This is a genomic window from Paraburkholderia sp. A1RI_3L, from assembly GCF_048957895.1.
Taxonomy (GTDB): domain Bacteria; phylum Pseudomonadota; class Gammaproteobacteria; order Burkholderiales; family Burkholderiaceae; genus Paraburkholderia; species Paraburkholderia kururiensis.
Genome location: NZ_JARCHA010000006.1, coordinates 1 through 15,527, shown reverse-complemented (window position 1 = coordinate 15,527; position 15,527 = coordinate 1). Strand labels below are relative to the sequence as shown.

Annotated in this window: 15 protein-coding genes; 3 read left to right on the top strand and 12 right to left on the bottom strand. The window is 64.3% G+C overall.

What is annotated here, in order from left to right; translation table 11 throughout:
- Positions 1-48: 48 nt before the first annotated feature.
- From PXJ20_RS17420 to PXJ20_RS17395, 6 genes are all read right to left on the bottom strand, one after another.
- Positions 49-750 carry a glutathione binding-like protein gene (locus PXJ20_RS17420; protein WP_017774426.1) on the bottom strand — a complete coding sequence of 234 codons (702 nt, stop codon included), beginning with the start codon at positions 748-750 and terminating at the stop codon, positions 49-51.
- Between the two features lie 180 nt (positions 751-930).
- A complete protein-coding gene (locus PXJ20_RS17415) occupies positions 931-2,190 on the bottom strand; it encodes an acyl-CoA dehydrogenase family protein (RefSeq protein ID WP_421030611.1) in 1,260 nt (419 codons plus the stop codon).
- A gap of 30 nt (positions 2,191-2,220) precedes the next feature.
- Positions 2,221-3,327 (bottom strand): phosphotransferase family protein, encoded by a 1,107-nt coding sequence (locus PXJ20_RS17410; RefSeq protein WP_421030612.1) that lies wholly within the window; start codon positions 3,325-3,327, stop codon positions 2,221-2,223.
- A 54-nt stretch (positions 3,328-3,381) separates the two neighbouring features.
- Complete coding sequence (locus PXJ20_RS17405) at positions 3,382-4,101, bottom strand: histidine phosphatase family protein (RefSeq protein ID WP_421030613.1); 720 nt, start codon at positions 4,099-4,101, stop codon at positions 3,382-3,384.
- Positions 4,102-4,114: 13 nt separating this feature from the next.
- Complete coding sequence (locus PXJ20_RS17400; protein ID WP_199543915.1) at positions 4,115-4,903, bottom strand: oxepin-CoA hydrolase, alternative type; 789 nt, start codon at positions 4,901-4,903, stop codon at positions 4,115-4,117.
- A complete protein-coding gene (locus PXJ20_RS17395) occupies positions 4,900-6,462 on the bottom strand; it encodes a 3-hydroxyacyl-CoA dehydrogenase (protein WP_421030614.1) in 1,563 nt (520 codons plus the stop codon). Before PXJ20_RS17395 ends, PXJ20_RS17400 begins: the two co-directional genes overlap by 4 nt.
- 140 nt (positions 6,463-6,602) lie before the next feature.
- Between PXJ20_RS17395 and PXJ20_RS17390 the strand changes: the two genes are divergently transcribed.
- A complete protein-coding gene (locus tag PXJ20_RS17390; protein WP_413213443.1) occupies positions 6,603-7,256 on the top strand; it encodes a glutathione S-transferase in 654 nt (217 codons plus the stop codon).
- Between the two features lie 72 nt (positions 7,257-7,328).
- On the opposite strand, the gene PXJ20_RS17385 is transcribed toward PXJ20_RS17390, so the two are convergent.
- The gene (locus PXJ20_RS17385; protein WP_421030615.1) at positions 7,329-8,504 is read right to left on the bottom strand and encodes a pyridoxal phosphate-dependent aminotransferase; all 1,176 of its coding nucleotides are present in this window, start codon (positions 8,502-8,504) and stop codon (positions 7,329-7,331) included.
- 100 nt (positions 8,505-8,604) lie between these two features.
- Positions 8,605-9,123 (bottom strand): putative toxin-antitoxin system toxin component, PIN family, encoded by a 519-nt coding sequence (locus PXJ20_RS17380; protein ID WP_199543912.1) that lies wholly within the window; start codon positions 9,121-9,123, stop codon positions 8,605-8,607.
- A gap of 66 nt (positions 9,124-9,189) precedes the next feature.
- On the opposite strand from PXJ20_RS17380, the gene yaaA reads away from it, so the two are divergent.
- Positions 9,190-9,984, top strand: coding sequence for a peroxide stress protein YaaA (yaaA, locus tag PXJ20_RS17375; RefSeq protein ID WP_017774435.1), 795 nt, complete (start codon positions 9,190-9,192; stop codon positions 9,982-9,984).
- A 26-nt stretch (positions 9,985-10,010) separates the two neighbouring features.
- A complete protein-coding gene (locus PXJ20_RS17370; RefSeq protein ID WP_421030616.1) occupies positions 10,011-11,174 on the top strand; it encodes a M14 family metallopeptidase in 1,164 nt (387 codons plus the stop codon).
- Between the two features lie 218 nt (positions 11,175-11,392).
- Here the strand turns inward: PXJ20_RS17370 and PXJ20_RS17365 are convergent, their stop codons facing one another.
- The 4 genes from PXJ20_RS17365 to PXJ20_RS17350 form a co-directional block, all read right to left on the bottom strand.
- The gene (locus tag PXJ20_RS17365) at positions 11,393-11,968 is read right to left on the bottom strand and encodes a BspC domain-containing protein (protein ID WP_421030617.1); all 576 of its coding nucleotides are present in this window, start codon (positions 11,966-11,968) and stop codon (positions 11,393-11,395) included.
- A 247-nt stretch (positions 11,969-12,215) separates the two neighbouring features.
- Complete coding sequence (locus PXJ20_RS17360) at positions 12,216-12,890, bottom strand: energy-coupling factor ABC transporter permease (RefSeq protein WP_017774438.1); 675 nt, start codon at positions 12,888-12,890, stop codon at positions 12,216-12,218.
- Between the two features lie 75 nt (positions 12,891-12,965).
- Entirely contained in the window at positions 12,966-13,832 is an 867-nt protein-coding gene (locus PXJ20_RS17355; RefSeq protein WP_421030618.1) for a helix-turn-helix transcriptional regulator, read from the bottom strand.
- A 196-nt stretch (positions 13,833-14,028) separates the two neighbouring features.
- Complete coding sequence (locus PXJ20_RS17350) at positions 14,029-15,243, bottom strand: DUF2863 family protein (protein ID WP_126878532.1); 1,215 nt, start codon at positions 15,241-15,243, stop codon at positions 14,029-14,031.
- Positions 15,244-15,527: the final 284 nt, after the last annotated feature.

Sequence of the window (15,527 nt, the reverse complement as noted above, 5' to 3'; positions counted from 1 at the left end):
GAGCGGCGGCCCCCGGTAACGTCCACGTCTTTCGCGAGATTCAGTGCGTCAGTGCTTCGCGTACTGCGTCGCGCCGAACAGCACTTCCTTGGCCTTCTCGTCGATGAGCGGCTGGCGCGCGGCGGCGAGCACCTCCACGCCGCGCTGCACCGCGGGCCGTGCGGCGATTTCTTCGTGCCAGCGCTTCACATGCGGGAAGGCATCGAGATCGATGCCCTGGTTTTGCCACGAGCGCGTCCACGGGAACGCGGCGATGTCGGCAATCGTGTACTTGTGTCCCGCGAGATACGCGGTTTTGGCGAGCTGCGTGTTCATCACACCGTAGAGGCGCTTCGCTTCATTCGTGTAGCGCGTGATCGCGTAATCGATCTGCTGTGGCGCATAAATGCGGAAGTGATGCGCCTGGCCGAGCATCGGGCCGAGCCCGCCCATCTGGAACATGAGCCACTGAAACGTTGCATACCGTTCTGCCGGATCGGTAGGCAGGAAGCGGCCGCTTTTCTCGGCGAGATAGATCAGGATCGCGCCGGATTCGAACAGCGAAAAAGGCTGGCCGTCGGCGCGCTTCGGGCCTTCGGAATCGACGATCGCGGGAATCTTGTTGTTCGGGCTGATGGCGAGAAACTCGGGCTTGAACTGATCGCCTGCGCCGATATCGATGGGGTGCACGCGGTACGCGAGCCCGGTCTCCTCCAGCATGATGTGGACCTTGTGGCCGTTGGGTGTCGCCCAGCTGTAGACGTCGATCATCGTGGCTCCTTTCGTGCTTGAAAGTGGCGCCGCGTCTTTCTGGTGCGGCGCCGGAACAGGCAAAAATTAGAGCATAGATCGCGCGACGGTGCAGGGCGCCATCCTGTGCGCCCGCACGCTGCGGCGGATGTGCGGGGCAGATGTGGCTCCGGGGCGACTCAGGTGCGGCTCAGGTACGGCTCAGGTACGAGTAACCGGCATCTCGACGCGCGAGGCCGCGTCCGCATCCATGTAGCGCGCGAGTTCGAGCTTCGCGATGGCGTTGCGATGCACCTCGTCGGGACCATCGGCAAAGCGCAGCGTGCGTGCCGACGTGTATGCATAAGCCAGCGGGAAGTCGTCGCTCATGCCCGCCGCGCCGTGCACCTGCATCGCCCAGTCGATCACCTGACAGGCCATGTTGGGTGCGACCACCTTGATCATGGCGATCTCGCCGCGTGCGCCCTTGTTGCCGACGGTATCCATCATGTAGGCGGTCTTGAGCGTGAGCAGCCGCGCCTGCTCGATGAGGCAGCGCGCTTCGGCAATACGCTCCTGCGTCACGGTTTGCGACGCGATGGGTTTGCCGAACGCGACGCGCTGCAGCGCGCGCTTCGTCATCAATTCGAGCGCACGTTCGGCGAGCCCGACGAGCCGCATGCAGTGGTGAATGCGGCCCGGCCCGAGGCGTCCCTGTGCGATTTCGAAACCGCGTCCTTCGCCGAGCAGCAGGTTCGTCGCGGGCACACGCACGTTCTCGAGCGTGATGTCCATGTGGCCGTGCGGTGCGTCGTCGTAGCCGAACACGGTGAGCGGGCGATGCACGGTGATGCCGGTGGCGTCGGCGGGCACGAGGATCATCGACTGCTGGCGGTGCCGCGGTGCGTCGGGATCGGTCTTGCCCATCACGATATAAACGGCGCAGCGCGGATCGCCTGCACCCGACGACCACCACTTGTGACCGTTGATCACGTAGTGGTCGCCGTCGCGTTCGATGCGCGTCTGGATGTTGGTGGCATCCGATGAAGCGACCTCGGGCTCCGTCATGAGAAAGGCCGAGCGAATCTGGCCGTCGAGCAGCGGGTCGAGCCATTGCCGCTTCTGGCTCTCGGTGCCGTAGCGTTCGATCGTTTCCATGTTGCCCGTGTCGGGCGCGTTGCAGTTGAAGACCTCGGGCGCCCAGGGCACGCGTCCCATGATCTCGCACAGCGGCGCGTATTCGAGATTCGTGAGCCCGGCGCCGCGCTCCGAGCCGGGCAGGAACAGGTTCCACAGGCCCGCCGCGCGCGCCGTTTCCTTGAGCTTTTCGACGATTTCGGTGGGCACCCACGCGTTGCCGTTCGCGCGATTGCGCGCGACCTCGGCCAGAAAGACCGACTCGTTCGGGTAGATGTGCTCGTCGAAGAACGCGAGCAGCTTTTCGCGCAACGCCTGAACCTTGGGGGTGTAGTCGAAATTCATCGGATACCTCGCGAAAGGGAAAGGGATAGCTCAGCGCACTTTCTGCGCGTAGCGCCAGGCCAGTTCGGCCATGGGCCGCGCGCGGCGGCCGGCGTCCGCGGCCTGGGCGCTCGCGGCCGTGCCGTCCACGACGCGTTTCATGATGCCTTGCAGGATCGCGGCGATACGGAACATGTTGTAGGCCAGATAGAAGTTCCAGTCGCCGCGAACGTCGAGCCCCGTGCGCTCGCAATAGCGCCGCACATAAGCGGCTTCGTCCGGAATGCCGAGCGCCGCGAGGTCGAGGCCCGCAATGCCGCGGAACTGCGCGGGGTCGACGTGCCATGCCATGCAGTGGTAGGCGAAGTCCGCGAGCGGGTCGCCCAGCGTGGAAAGCTCCCAGTCGAGCACGGCCAGCACGCGAGGTGCGTGACGGTCGAAGATGAGATTGTCGAGCCGGTAATCGCCATGAACGATGGTGGTTCGCGCAGCGGCGTCGTCGGGCATGTGCTGCGGCAGCCATTCGATGAGGCGTTGCATGGCCTCGATAGGCTCGGTCTCCGAGGCCTGATACTGACGGCTCCAGCGGTCGATCTGGCGTGCGAAATAGTTGCCTGCCTTGCCGTAATCGGCGAGGCCCACGTCGGCCGGCACCACGTTGTGCAGCGTGGCGATCACGCGATTCATCTCGTCGTAGATCGCGGCGCGCTCGTCAGTCGACATGCCGGGCAGCGAGGGGTCCCAGAGCACCCGGCCCTCGACGAACGCCATCACGTAGAACGCCCTGCCGATCACCGCTTCGTCCTCGCACAGCGCGAGCATCGTCGCGACCGGCACGCCGGTGCCCGCGAGCGCATCCATCACGCGGTATTCGCGTTCGATCGCGTGTGCGGAAGGCAGCAGCTTCGCCTTCGGTCCAGGCTTCGCGCGCATCACATAGCTGCGCGACGGAGTGACAAGCTTGAACGTGGGGTTCGACTGACCGCCAGCGAACTGCTCGACGGTAAGCGGGCCGGAGAATCCGTCGACATGGCCTGCGAGCCACGCTTCGAGCGCAGCCGCATCGAAACGCTGGCGCTCGGCCACGGGCCGCGTGCCTTCGAATGCCGAGTAGTCCGCCTGTTGTGCTGTGTTTTCTGCCGGGGTGGCGTGTGCCATTGTCTCCTCCAGGTCGGGCGCCTTGCGTTGCGTATCTTGAGTGTGTTGGGCGCGCTAGCGGTGCTTCATGTATTCGACGTATTGCGCGTAGAGCATTTCCATCGTCGTGTGGCGCACGTCGCGGTGCAGCGGCGAGGGAGGCGAGTGGTTGAGCGCGCGAATGACCCAGTCGCGTGGCTCGGCGCCGAGGTCGAGCGCATTGATGCAGCCGGTGGCCTGCGCAAGGTGGCCGAAGAATGCGCGGCCGCCCGCGGTGATCGCGTGCGAAAGAATTGCGCGGTTCACGCCGCCGTGCAGCACGAGCAATACGGTGTCCCAGGCGGCGTCGCGGCGCAGGGTATCGATGGCTGGCAGCACGCGGTCAAGCAGTTCGCCAATGCTCTCGCCGCCTAGAAAGCGCGTGCTTTCCGCAACCACGCCATCGAACACGCTGAGAAACGAGGCCTCGATGTCTTCGGGCGCGAGATGAGCCAGCTTGCCGCCGCGAATTTCCTCCCACGCGGGCTCGATCTCGGGCTCGATGGTCTGGCCGGTCTGCGCGAGCACACGTCGCGCCGTCTCCATCGTGCGCGGCAGGCCGCTCACGATCACGCGATCGAAGCGGATGCCTTGCGCCGCGAACAGATCGCCCGCGGCCGTGGCCTGGACGCGGCCATTCGCGTTGAGCGGCACGCTTTCGGGATCGATCGCGCGGCCCGATGCATCGAAGTACGTCACGTCGCCGTGACGCATCAGATAGATGCGGCGGCGTTTGGGCAGGGTGAATCCGCTCATGGCGTGGCCTCGCTCACTTGTAGACGGGGGCGCGTTTCTCGAGAAACGCCGTGATGCCTTCCAGCCCGTCGCGATGATGCAGCGACGCCACGAAGCTGTCGCGTTCGGCCACAAGGTGCGCTTCGAGCGTCTGCGTGCCCGCTGCATCAATGAGCGCCTTGATGCGCGCGGTCGAATTCGGCGAGAGCTTGCCGAGGTCGTCGGCCCAGTCGATGGCGGTGTCGAGTGCGCTTCCCGGCTTCGCGAGCCGGTTCACCACGCCGACTTCGGCGAGGCGCGTCGCGCCGATGGGCTTGCCTTCGATCAGCACCTCGGTGGCGAGCGGGCGCGGCAGCGCCTGCGCGAGGAACCAGGAGCCGCCGCCATCGGGCGTGAGGCCGACACGCGCGTACGACATCACGAACTTCGCGTCGTCGGCGGCGACGAGCAGGTCGCACGCGAGCGCGAGCGAAAAACCCGCGCCGGCCGCGGCGCCTTCCACGGCCGCGATCACAGGCTTGCTCGACTGGCGCAGTGCCGTGATCCACTCGGCGAGCAGGTCGATGCTTTCGGCCTGCACGGAGGGATCTTTCGCGCGGTTTTCCAGCAGCCGGTTGAGATTGCCGCCGGCGCAGAAAAAGTTGTCGGCGCCCGTGATCACGATGGCGCGCAGCGACGAATCGCGTTCGGCCGAATCGAGCGCTTCGATGCCCGCCGCGTACATGTCGGGATGCAGCGCGTTGCGCGCGCCCGGGTTCGACAGCGTCATCACGAGCGTGGATTCGCTGCCGGCCGGCCGCGATGTGAGCAGTTCGGCGGTCATCGGGCGGCTCCTGCGGCTTGGGCGCTGTCGGCGGCATCGGGTTGCGCGAGCGACATGCCGAGCTGCGCGCGCCGAGCGAGCCAGGGCGACGGCCGGTAACGCGGATCGCCGAGCACGCGATGGATGTTCTGGAGAATCGTGAGGATGGTCTTTGCGCCCAGCGCGTCGCCAAGTGCGAGCGGCCCGCGCGGGTAGCCGAGGCCCAGCGTGACGGCGAGGTCGATGTCTTGCGGGGATGCAATCTGCTGCTGCGCGATATCGCAGCCGATGTTCACGATGGTCGCGACCACGCGCTGCGCCACGAAGCCCGTCGAGTCGCGGATCACGGTGACCGGTACACCGTCCGACGCAAAGAGCGCGTGGCCTGCATCGCGTGCCTCGCGCGTGGTAGCGGGCGTGGTCATGACCGTGCGCCGCTGGGCACTAACGAGCGGGAAGAGCGCGTCTACGGCTACGACGCGGCTCGCATCGAGCCCTTCCTCGACGGCTGCGGTGGTGGCGTCGAGCCCGAACGGCGTAACGACGAGCAGCGAGTTGGCGGCGGGGTGTGCGCCGTCGTCGAGTGCGACATCGGCTTTGGCGAGAAACTGCAGTACGGCCTCCCGTGCTTCGGGGTGGCTTCGGCTCACCCACACGCGTTGCGGTAGCGTGGAGGGCGCAGGCGCTTCTTCAGGAGCCTGCTGCTTGCCATCCGCGTAACGATAAAAGCCCTCGCCGGCCTTGCGCCCGATGAGCCCACCGGCCAGCCGCACGCCCGTGATCGGCGACGGTGTGAAGCGCGGCTCCTCGTAGAACTGGTGGTAGATGGACTCCATCACGGGATGCGATACGTCGAGCGCGGTGAGGTCGAGCAGCTCGAACGGTCCCAGCCGAAAGCCCGCCTGCTCGCGCATGATGCGATCGATCTCGACGAAGCTCGCGACACCTTCGCTCGCCACGCGCAGACCTTCGGTGTTCATGCCGCGGCCCGCGTGGTTCACGATGAAACCGGGCATGTCCTTCGCGCGCACCGGCGTGTGTCCCATGCGGCGGGCGAGGTCCATCAGCGCGTCACCGGCGGCCGGGTTCGTGCGCAGTCCGTCGATCACCTCGACCACTTTCATCAGCGGCACGGGATTGAAGAAGTGATAGCCGGCCACGCGCGAGGGATCGGTGCACGCCGCGGCAATCGCCGTAATGGAGAGCGACGACGTGTTCGACACGAGGATGCAGCGGCCGCTCACCACCGCTTCGAGATCGCGGAACAGCTTGCGCTTCACTTCGAGGTTTTCGACGATGGCTTCCACGACGAGGTCGCAATCCGCGAGGCCTTCGATGGATGGGGTACCCGTCACGCGTTCGAGCGCCGCGCGGCCTTCAATGTCGTTGAGCTTGCCTTTGGCCGTGAGCTTCGCGAACGTTTCGCCGAGGTAAGTGCGTGCCGCTTCGATAGCCTCGGGATTCGTGTCGAAAAGACGGACCGTGAGGCCCGCGAGCGCGGCAATCTGCGCGATGCCGCGGCCCATGGCGCCGGTGCCTACGATTCCGATGGTCTCGATGTTGACGTGCGGTGAATTCATCTGATGCTCGACTCCATGTCCGGTTTAGAATAGCACGCTCGTGCATTTTTATGATGTGAGGGCCAGCCTTGGCCATAGACACTAACAGGCACGATTCGCAGAGCGGTTCCGGCCGTCCTGCCCACCCGGAAGGAAACCCTATGATTCGTCTGCATGGCTTTGCGCTGTCCAATTACTACAACAAGGTGAAATTCGTCCTGCTCGAACACGACATCCCGTTCGAGGAAGTGTCCGTGCAGCCGTCGCAGGAAGCGGCGGTGCTCGCGCACTCGCCGCTCGGCAAGGTGCCGTGGCTCGAAACCGCCGAGGGCGATCTGTGCGAGTCGGCGGTGATCGTCGAATACCTCGCGGCGCGCTACCCGGACCGGCAGATCTTCTCCGCGGACCCGTGGGAGGCCGCGAAGGAACGAGAACTCATTGCGTTCGTGGAGACGCATCTCGAACTCGTCGCGCGCAATCTGTACAAGGAAGCGTTCTTCGGCGGCACGATCACGGACGCCACGAAGGCGCGCACCGAGAAACTGTTGACGCATCACATCGCGGGCTTCATGCGACTGGCGCAGTTCGCGCCTTATTTGCGCGGCGAGCGGTTCTGCGTGGCCGATACGGCGGCGTTCGTGAGCCTGCCGCCCGTCGGCATGGCCACGCAGACCATCTACGGGCGTGACTTCCTGCTCGATGCGGGCATCGACTGGAAGCGCTATGTGAAGGTGGTGGGCGAGCGCCCGGCGGCGCAGCGGGTCAGCGCGGACCGCAAGGCTTATGTGGAGGCCATGCAGCAGCAACGTACGTGAAGGGGCGCTGCGCGACGGCGGGAACGGCAGGGCCGGTCTGATCGTCGTCGCGCTCATTGCATCGGGCCGGCGTCAGAGCCGCGCGAGCCGCTCGAGCGCCGTCGCGAGCGTGCTTTCCTTCTTCGCGAAACAGAAGCGCACGACGCCCGATTCGTGCGGCTCGTGATAGAAGGCCGACACCGGGATTGCGGCCACGCCGATTTCGGTCGTCAGCCACTTCGAGAATTCCGCTTCGGGTAGATCGCTGATCGCGGAGTAATCCACGCACTGGAAGTAAGTGCCTTCGCAGGGCAGCAGGCGAAAGCGCGTGTTCGCGAGCCCGGCGCGGAAGAAGTCGCGCTTGCGCTGGTAGAACGCGGGCAGCTCGAGATAGGGCGCCGGATCGCGCAGGTACTGTGCAAGGCCGATCTGCATCGGCGTGTTCACCGTGAACACGTTGAACTGGTGCACCTTGCGGAACTCGGCGCTGAGCGCGGCGGGCGCCGCGACGTAGCCCACTTTCCACCCTGTCACGTGATAGGTCTTGCCGAAGCTCGACACGATGAAGCTGCGCGCGGCGAGCTCCGGGTAGCGGGCGACGCTCTCGTGCGGCTCGCCGTCGTACACCATGTGCTCGTAGACCTCGTCGGAGAGGATCAGCACGTTGGTGCCGCGCACGATCTCCTGCAGCCGCTGCATGTCTTCAGCGCGCCAGACGGTGCCCGTCGGGTTGTGCGGCGTATTGATGAGGATGAGCCGTGTCTTCGGCGTGATGGCGGCGGCGAGCCGGTCGAACGGAATCGCGTACTCCGGCGCCTCGAGCGTGACGAACACCGGCTTGCCGCCCGCGAGTTCGATGGAGGGCAGGTAGCTGTCGTAGGTCGGCTCGATCACGATCACTTCGTCACCGGGATGAACCGTGGCGAGGATGACCGTGAGCAGCGCCTGCGTGGCGCCGGCCGTGACGGTGATCTCGGTGGCCGCGTCGTAGCGGCGACCGTAGACGTTCGCGATTTTGTCCGCGATCGCTTCGCGCAGCGGTGCGACGCCGGCCATGGGCGGGTACTGGTTGTGACCGTCGCGCATGGCCGTTGCGACGGCGTCGACGATGCGCGGATCGCAGTCGAAGTCGGGAAATCCCTGGCCCAGGTTCACCGCGCCTCGTTCTGCGGCGAGCGCGCTCATCACGGTGAAGATGGTCGTGCCGACATTCGGCAGGCGGGACGGGAAGACGGGCGTCGTCGGCGGCGTGTCGTGCGGTGCGTTCATGGCGCGGTGTGGCGGATGGCTCGGGGTGGAAAGTCGGTGGAAAGCAACGTCGATTGTAGGGAATCGCCGCGCATCGTGCGCTGCCGTCCCCGTGCGGCGCTCATGCCGGCACGGGCTCGTGGGGCCCGGTGGACTCGACGACCGCAAGACAGGCCGCGACGAACTGCGCGGGTGGAGCGATCTGCAGGCCGAAGTCGCGCGTCATGCGTTTGGCGAGCTTGAGCACGGCGCGGTCTTTCGAGACCAGCCATGCGGCGCCGCTGCCATGCGCGAGTTCGAGAAACTTCTGATCGTCACGGTCTTTGCATTGCGGCAGCGGTTTTGCGCCTTCCACTGGCGAGGCACGCTCGACGCGCAGCGTCAGCCGCTCGACGATGGCGAGCGCGGCTGCCTTGTCGACCGCACGCTGCGCGAACTGCGGATACTCGAGCACGCGTGCCAGTTCCGCGAAGCAGCGTCCGTCCACGACGGCTTGCAGTGCGCCTGTTTCCAGCGCGGCATGAATGGGCCGCGTGTGTGGGTCGTCGAATACGAGGATGTCGATCCAGACGTTCGAATCGAGTACGACGCGCGGCGGGCGAGTCGGGTGGGTTGGAGTCGGATCTTGGGAACCGGGCATTCGTCACATTCGCTACAATCGGGCTTTCGTCTTTGTCCTGCAGGCACGGCGTGCCTGAAAGCTTCTATGATAATCGTTCTGTCGCCGGCCAAATCGCTGGACTACGAAACGCCTCCGCACATCCGCAAGCACACCATTCCCCATTTCGTCGATGACGCAGCCGAGCTGATCGACGGTCTGCGCCGCCTCTCGCCGCAACAGATCGCTACGCTGATGAAGATTTCGGACCCGCTCGCGCAGCTGAACTTCCAGCGCTTCGCGGACTGGTCGCCGGCATTCGGTACGCACAACGCGAGGCAAGCGGTGCTCGCATTCAATGGCGACGTGTATGAGGGTTTCAGCGCGAGGACGCTTTCAGCCGCCGACCTCGATTACGCCCAGAAGCATGTGCGCGTGTTGTCGGGCCTTTATGGGCTGCTGCGCCCGCTCGACTTGCTGCAGCCGTATCGCCTCGAAATGGGCACGCCGTTCGCCAATGGGCGCGGCAAAGACCTGTACGCGTTTTGGGGCGAGCGCATCACGCATGCACTGAACGAACAGTTCGTGCGCAACGAGAAGGCGGGGACGAAGGCTGCGCGCGTGCTCGTCAATTGCGCCTCGAACGAATATTTCCGCTCGGTGCGACCGAAATTGCTGGATGCGCCCGTCATCACGCCCGTGTTCGAAGACTGGAAGGGCGGGCGCTACAAGATCATCAGTTTTCACGCCAAGCGCGCGCGTGGCTTGATGGCACGCTACGCAGTCGAGAACCGGATAGACGAGCCGACCGCGCTCAAGGGTTTCGACGCTGAAGGCTACGCGTTCGACAAGGCAGCATCGAACGATTCGACATACGTATTCCGCCGCCGGGCGGCCGATTGACGCACCGGCCAAGGAGCAGTTATCCCATGACGCTTTCCATCACCAGCAATTTCGACGCGGGTGCCATCGAAGTGGTGTCCTGCACCGCCGCCGCCGATATCCGTCTGCGCGTGCGGCCCGACAATCAGTCGGAGTTCGCGCAATGGTTCTACTTTCGTCTCTCTGGCGCGCGCGGCGAACGCTGCGTGATGACGTTCGAGAACGCGTCGGCGTGCGCATTCGCCGAGGGCTGGCGGGACTACCAGGCCGTTGCGAGCTACGACCGCGTGAACTGGTTCCGCGTGCCGACCTCGTACGACGGGCGGGTACTGACCATCGATCACACGCCGGAATTCGACCGCGTCTACTACGCGTATTTCGAGCCGTATAGCGAGGAGCGCCACTCGGAGTTTCTGGGCGCGGTTCAGCAGATGCCGCACGCGGCGCTGATGGAACTGGGTACGACGTTCGAAGGGCGTCCGGTCTCCCTGCTGACGCTCGGTACGCCGGAAGCGGCGCGCGCCAACGGCAAGCCGAAGAAGAAGGTTTGGATCATCGCGCGGCAGCATCCGGGCGAAACCATGGCCGAATGGTTCGTCGAGGGACTCGTGAAGCGGCTGGCCGGTTGGGGCGACTGGGCCGGCGACCCCGTGGCGCGCAAGCTCTACGATCATGCGGTGTTCTACATCGTACCGAACATGAATCCGGACGGCAGTGTGCACGGTAACCTGCGCACGAACGCCGTGGGCGCGAATCTGAACCGCGAATGGATGGAGCCCGACGCCGCGCGCAGTCCTGAAGTGCTGCACGTGCGCGACGCGATTCATGCGACAGGCTGCGATCTGTTTTTCGATATCCACGGCGATGAAGCGCTACCGTATGTGTTCGTGGCGGGGTCCGAGATGCTGCCCGGATTCACTGATCGGCAGCGTACGGAGCAGCAGGCGTTCATCGAGTCCTTCAAGCTGGCGAGCCCGGACTTCCAGGACAAGCATGGTTACGCCGCGAGCAAGTATCGCGAGGACGCGTTGAAACTTGCGTCGAAGTACATCGGCAATGTCTTCGGCTGTCTTTCGCTCACGCTTGAAATGCCGTTCAAAGACAATGCAAACCTGCCGGACGAGCGCGTGGGATGGAACGGCGAACGCAGTGCGGCGCTGGGTGCCGCACTGCTGCAGGCAGTCTTGCGACACGTCGAGACGTTCGATTGACCGCGTTTGGCGATAGCGCCAGAGAACCAACGGGGAATCTGCAGGAGGCGGATTCCCCGTTTTATTTCTGAGGTGGAGGTAGATGTGGCCGGCGGCGGGTGGGTCGCCACGTTGCCCGTCGCGCGAGAAGCGGTGACGCGGCGCGGCGCTCCGCTGCCGCGTTTATTTGCGGCCTTGCGAGGCGGCAGGGCAACGGTGGAGATCTTGAAGCCTCGTGCTCAGTGCTTCTTTTTCGTGCCTGAGCTGTTCTTTCTGGCGTTTTTCCGTGTGGATCCGTTGCCCGTCGCGGCGTGCTTGCCTTTCCCCTTCTTGCTCACGGAGTGGGTTGCGCGTGGCTTCGCGGGCGGCACGGGGTCGTTCCAACTGAACGCCAGCATCTGTTGGCCGACGTAGCCGCAGCGGAACTTGAGCTGGAACGGACCGTTGGAGCCATTCTGCGAAACGCCCAGTCCTTCCACGGTCACGATCGTATCGACCTTGACGCGCTGCTTGCCTTCATCGAACGAATCGTTCCAGGGGGTGACGGAAGAGTGCGAGCTGTCGAACGAACTGGGCGGGAATTCGACGTGGTCGAATGCGGTCGAGGTGCTCGCGACGAAGTTGCCATGCGCAGCACAGTCCGCAACGAGCGGATCCGCGTGCATCTGGTTCACGAATTGATTGACGAGTTCGTTGTGCTGTTCGAGCTGATCGGCCCATGCAGGCTTGGCGCATACAAGCGAAAGGCTTGCCGCGAAAGCCGCCAGCGGGCCGACCAACCGCAGCCACCGGCGGTGTGCTTGGGTTCGATCCATCTAGTTAGAGGCGGGGTGGAACGTCAGAAGACATAAGATGCCGGGTCGGCAAAGGTAGTTCAATCCCCATTCGAATTTTTTGTGTTTCTGTGTGTTGGCTCGTCTCGTGATGGTTTTGATCGAAGGTTGGCGGTGGCGAAACGCTCCATCCACAGTGGCAGTGCACCTCTTGTATGGGTAGTGCCGAAGAACGCTTACCGAAGTTCCACGAAGGGGCGCACTAATACGAGCCTTGCGTCCCCGCGTGTCAGGTGCGAGGGCCGCCGAGCCTGTAGCGTCGCACGTCGTACGTAGTGACCCAAGCCGGGCGATAGACAGCGATCAGCGCGGTGGACATCCCGGTGAACCACGCTTCACCCGAGGCGAGCACGAGTACGCTGAAGGCGTAGCCCGCCGGCACGACCAGCATCGAGCCGTTCGCCAGGCCGATGTGCGTGCCGAGCGCAGCGTATGCCGCGACGGTAACGGCAATCGCGGGTGCCACGAAACCTTGGCTCACGATGAAGACGAGCAGGTTGCGTGGCAACCATGCAACTGCCGCGCGCTGGAGCAGCGCCGAAACACCAACGGGTAGCGCGCCGAACACGAGGAATGTCAGCGCGATACCTTGCCACGATGCGTCGAAGACGAGCGCGGCAAGGCCGGTGACTACCGCCATCGCGACGAGCGCAAGCGCCCAGTCGAACAGCGTAACGACAAGCGTAGCGCCGAGGACGTGCATGACCGTGCCGTCCTCAAGCCACGCGTTGGTCGCCCAGAGCACCGATACCGCGACGATGATCGCGAGCCAGACGTGTTGCAGCGTGGCGTCGTGCAGACGTTTGAAAGGGTTTCGCCACAACGCGAGCGCAAGCAGACCAGCGGCGGTGATCCAGGCACCGGCGGCGACCCATAGCGGAAGCGGTGTGTAGAGGAAACCCATGTGTCTCATATTACTCGTTGGACGACAAAACGTGTGAGCGCATTCCATGCCAGCCACAGCCGTCTGTGCGCGCGATCATTCTTCCTTCGTCTCCTCGTCCGGGTTTGGCGCCGATGCATCGAAGGGTGGCGTCGGCTCAGCGGCCATCGGCAGATCTTCTGCGATGTTGTCGTCTGGCAACGGATACGAGAAAGACGGCTTCCTTCGTTTGCGCAACGGCACGGGACCTGGCTCGCCCGGCACTGGCTTCGGTGTCAGTGCGGCATCGTCACTCAGCACCTGAAGCTGCGACGAAAGCCAGCCGTTGTAGATGGCCACGGCCGCAGCGCGGTTGGGCGCGCCAAGTTGCTGGAAAATGCACGCGAGGTGGATCTTCACCGTACCTTCGCTGATACCCAAAGTTTTCGCGATCATCTTGTTCGTGCTGCCCATGTGGACGCATCGCATGATCTGCTCCTGCCGGGGTGACAAGCCGCCTGAAAGTCTGGCTCGTTTTGGTGGGACCGACAGTTGGGATCCGCGCCGTTGAAGGCGGTCGCCATTCCCTGCCGCTCCCGGCTTCAGTACGTCAGCGGGCAAGTACTCTCCGCCCAGCATCACCATTTCGAGCGCACGCAAAATGAGGCGCGCGTCCATAGAGCGCGGAATCACGCCCGGTACGCCCTTGTCGATCAGGCTTCGGGCCAGTCCCGGCGATCCTCTGTCTATGACGACTGCGAGGCGCAGGCGTGGATATGCGCTCACGAAGGCCTGTACGTCGCCGAGGCGCATGCCTTCGTGCCAGTCAATGACAATCAGATCCAGGGTGCAGTGGCGCACGGCCCGATCGGCGCTGCGCCAGTCCACTACGTCCATGAAGCGCGCCTGTCGGTCGATTTGTCTCAACAGCGCCTTAAGTCCCTCGCGCCGTTCTGCGTCAGGGTTAAATACAGCGAATCGCATTGCGTTCGTTCTCCTATTTGCCATGCCATGTGTCGCGATGCGCGCATCCCCGGGGAATCCGGGAGCTCGCGATGTGGCACCGCAAGGATTATGACAAAAAGCTTTCGGAAAATCGGCCTGGCCAGAAGGCATAGGATCAATTAATGTAAAAGAAAAAGCCCCGCACTCGGCGGGGCTTGCGTCAGATTATGCGCAATTAATGAAAATGTGGTTGTGCAGGCTCTGCGTCTTCCGGCATTTCGGCGTGTACGATTTCGCCTAGCGGATCAGCATAGAGCGGCACTCCGCAATCGTCGCAATATTCCGGTTCGAAGCGACCCGCATGCCGGCGGATATCGGTGACACCCGTTTCCTTCAGGAGGGCGACGATTTCTTCGAGCGGGCCGTCGGCGGCTTGCTCTTCGCCCGGTTCCTCATCAATCTCCGCTTCGCCGTTTTCGCGTCCATACAGCGGCCAGACGACGCCGTAGATCACGTCATTGCTGCCGCGTCGCGTGAAGCCAATGCGGTATTCGTCGATGCGACGCTCGCCAAAGCCGGCGACGACCGCACGCAGTTCCTGTGGCGCAGCGCCAATGGTGTCGAACAGATAACGCACGGCGGTGCGCACGGTATGTGGGCGAACGCGCTCGTCGGCGTCGCGGCAAGCCGAGTAGTACGCGTCCGGCAACAAGCATTCGAATTCGCAGCCGGGCAGGACGAGCGCCAGATTGGCGCCGCCTTGCGTAGCCCATTGCTCGAGGCACTGACTGCGCTCGATTCGCACGCCGTGCTCTTCCTCTTGCCAGCGAAAGAGCGGAGCACCCACCGGTGCCGCGACCACAGCCAGCAGGAAGCGCGGGTCCGCGAGAATGGGCGACGTTTCGGGCAGTTCTCCGAAATTGATTCGCGCGTTGTTGCCGCTCATTGCCGCTTGCGCGAGCTGCTGCGCGATGCGCCAGGTTTCGACGTGGTGGCGCGGCAACTGGTCGATGCTATACAGATACGGTGCCATGGCGACGCGCGTGTCGCCTGCGAGCACGTGTGCCTGGAGATGCGCGCGCAGCGCATCCGCCGGCTCGGTTTTCAGCGGGCCGGACGGGATCACATAGCGCGTCCAGGCGAGCACGGGCGCCGCGATGAGGAGCGCCTCGTACTGGACGCCCTCGTGCTCGACGATGAACGACTCGCTGTGCGTTTCGGCCATGTCGGCAAGCGCGCCGTAGGCGTCGGGATGGTTTTGCTGGAGATGGTCGAGCGCGGCGTCGAGCGTCGTCTGGTTACCGTTGCGGACGATCTTCGCAAGCAGCGTGTCGAGCTTCGTCTCCCAGAAGCGGTCTTCGGTGCGACTGCCCGACGCGAACAGCGCGAGCGAGAGGCCGACGAGCTTGTCGGCATCAGGGGGGAGGCGTTTGGCGATTCGCGAGCGCATAAATCCAGTCAGTGAGGTGCGAAGAACGACTATTCTAGACGGTTCCACGAACTGCATCGTGCGCGCTTGGCAATATGCGGAAGAGTGCTGAGGAACAGGGTGGCAGCATGCCGCGAAGGGTTCCAGGGCGGGCGAGTGAGCTGGGTATGTTGAGGCGCCGCAGCCTGCTCGGTCGCCTTCGAACGCCCCGCATGCTGCGGAAGTCGGCCGGCTTTAGGAGTGCAGATGGGGCGGAGGGACGGCCACGGTTGCGTCACATTGGACCGCCGCAGTAGTGAGAGGCA

Coding starts and splice junctions, on each gene's coding strand:
- PXJ20_RS17400 (WP_199543915.1), bottom strand. CDS start 4,903: ATGACCGCCGAACTGCTCACATCGCGGCCGGCCGGCAGCGAATCCACG.
- PXJ20_RS17420 (WP_017774426.1), bottom strand. CDS start 750: ATGATCGACGTCTACAGCTGGGCGACACCCAACGGCCACAAGGTCCAC.
- yaaA (WP_017774435.1), top strand. CDS start 9,190: ATGATAATCGTTCTGTCGCCGGCCAAATCGCTGGACTACGAAACGCCT.
- PXJ20_RS17365 (WP_421030617.1), bottom strand. CDS start 11,968: ATGGATCGAACCCAAGCACACCGCCGGTGGCTGCGGTTGGTCGGCCCG.
- PXJ20_RS17350 (WP_126878532.1), bottom strand. CDS start 15,243: ATGCGCTCGCGAATCGCCAAACGCCTCCCCCCTGATGCCGACAAGCTC.
- PXJ20_RS17355 (WP_421030618.1), bottom strand. CDS start 13,832: ATGCGATTCGCTGTATTTAACCCTGACGCAGAACGGCGCGAGGGACTT.
- PXJ20_RS17385 (WP_421030615.1), bottom strand. CDS start 8,504: ATGAACGCACCGCACGACACGCCGCCGACGACGCCCGTCTTCCCGTCC.
- PXJ20_RS17390 (WP_413213443.1), top strand. CDS start 6,603: ATGATTCGTCTGCATGGCTTTGCGCTGTCCAATTACTACAACAAGGTG.
- PXJ20_RS17370 (WP_421030616.1), top strand. CDS start 10,011: ATGACGCTTTCCATCACCAGCAATTTCGACGCGGGTGCCATCGAAGTG.
- PXJ20_RS17360 (WP_017774438.1), bottom strand. CDS start 12,890: ATGGGTTTCCTCTACACACCGCTTCCGCTATGGGTCGCCGCCGGTGCC.
- PXJ20_RS17395 (WP_421030614.1), bottom strand. CDS start 6,462: ATGAATTCACCGCACGTCAACATCGAGACCATCGGAATCGTAGGCACC.
- PXJ20_RS17380 (WP_199543912.1), bottom strand. CDS start 9,123: ATGCCCGGTTCCCAAGATCCGACTCCAACCCACCCGACTCGCCCGCCG.
- PXJ20_RS17415 (WP_421030611.1), bottom strand. CDS start 2,190: ATGAATTTCGACTACACCCCCAAGGTTCAGGCGTTGCGCGAAAAGCTG.
- PXJ20_RS17410 (WP_421030612.1), bottom strand. CDS start 3,327: ATGGCACACGCCACCCCGGCAGAAAACACAGCACAACAGGCGGACTAC.
- PXJ20_RS17405 (WP_421030613.1), bottom strand. CDS start 4,101: ATGAGCGGATTCACCCTGCCCAAACGCCGCCGCATCTATCTGATGCGT.